Below are 1,014 nucleotides of genomic sequence, written 5' to 3'. Positions count from 1 at the left end.
GAAGTAAGAATCCCAACAATTCAAATTCAAAAGGCACTGAGCGAATTTAATGCGTGTCTTGAGCGACTACCGAAACTTTCGTTCTCACAAGCAAGAGACATCGTTTTGCCTTTTCAATTCGGTCAGAAAACACTAAATGCGACTCAGCAACAGACGTTAGCTGCGCTCTATAGCTATCTTTCTGTTGATGACCGAGTGACGAAAGTGCTAATCGATGGCCATACCGACAATGTTGGACCAAGGCTCACCAACCTTTCGGTATCGCGTTTACGTGCTCAACAAGTGGCCGATGCACTGATTGCTCACGGTGTAAACCCAAATATTATCGAAGTCAGATCTCATGGTGACCGATATCCGGTCGCAAATAACAATACAGCAGCTGGTCAGGCCAAAAATCGACGTGTGACGTTACGCCTAGTCAGAGACAACGAACGCACCATAGAAAAAAACACCATGTACGTACAACAACAGACTCAACAAAAGAAGGTTAAGGTTCAATGATGACGAAAACGAATATTTTGTTGGTTGAGCCGAACGAACACCTTGCTCAACCTGTACTGGATGTGCTGAAGAATGCCGGTTACACCGCAAAGCACACACGTACAGGGCGAAGCGCACTGTTAGAAGAGCGCGCAAGCATCACGTTAGTGAGCTCTACTCTACCGGATATGTGCGTACGTGAGTTTGTTGCGTGTCACCAGAAGCAGCGTAATGCTGGCGTTGTGATTGCGATTGTGGATCAAGAACAAGGCATTTTGGCGGCAGAGACTATGAAGTCGGGCGCGACCGATTACTTGTTGCGTCCATTTGAAGCGAATCAGCTCATCAATTTGCTAAAGCGCGTTGAAGCTCTTGGCAAACCAATGGCGAACATTGTGGCTGAGTCGTGGCGCAGTAAGCAGGTGCTTCAATTGGCACACCGTGCAGCGTGTACGAACGCGAGTGTGTTGATCACGGGTGAGTCTGGTACGGGTAAAGAGGTGCTAGCTCGATATGTACACGAACACTCTCCTC

General features: G+C 47.8%; 2 protein-coding genes. Both read left to right on the top strand.

Annotated elements, in window-relative coordinates:
• On the top strand, positions 1–501 hold a 501-nt coding region (locus R7P72_RS26240; RefSeq protein WP_318111204.1), incomplete at its 5' end, for an OmpA family protein.
• A partial coding sequence (locus R7P72_RS26235; RefSeq protein ID WP_318111202.1) for a sigma 54-interacting transcriptional regulator occupies positions 501–1,014 on the top strand: 514 nt, incomplete at its 3' end. The genes R7P72_RS26240 and R7P72_RS26235, both read left to right, overlap by 1 nt.

The sequence above is a fragment of the Vibrio sp. Vb0888 genome, from assembly GCF_033338835.1.
GTDB lineage: Bacteria > Pseudomonadota > Gammaproteobacteria > Enterobacterales > Vibrionaceae > Vibrio > Vibrio alginolyticus.
This window is presented reverse-complemented; position numbering and strand designations above follow the sequence as displayed.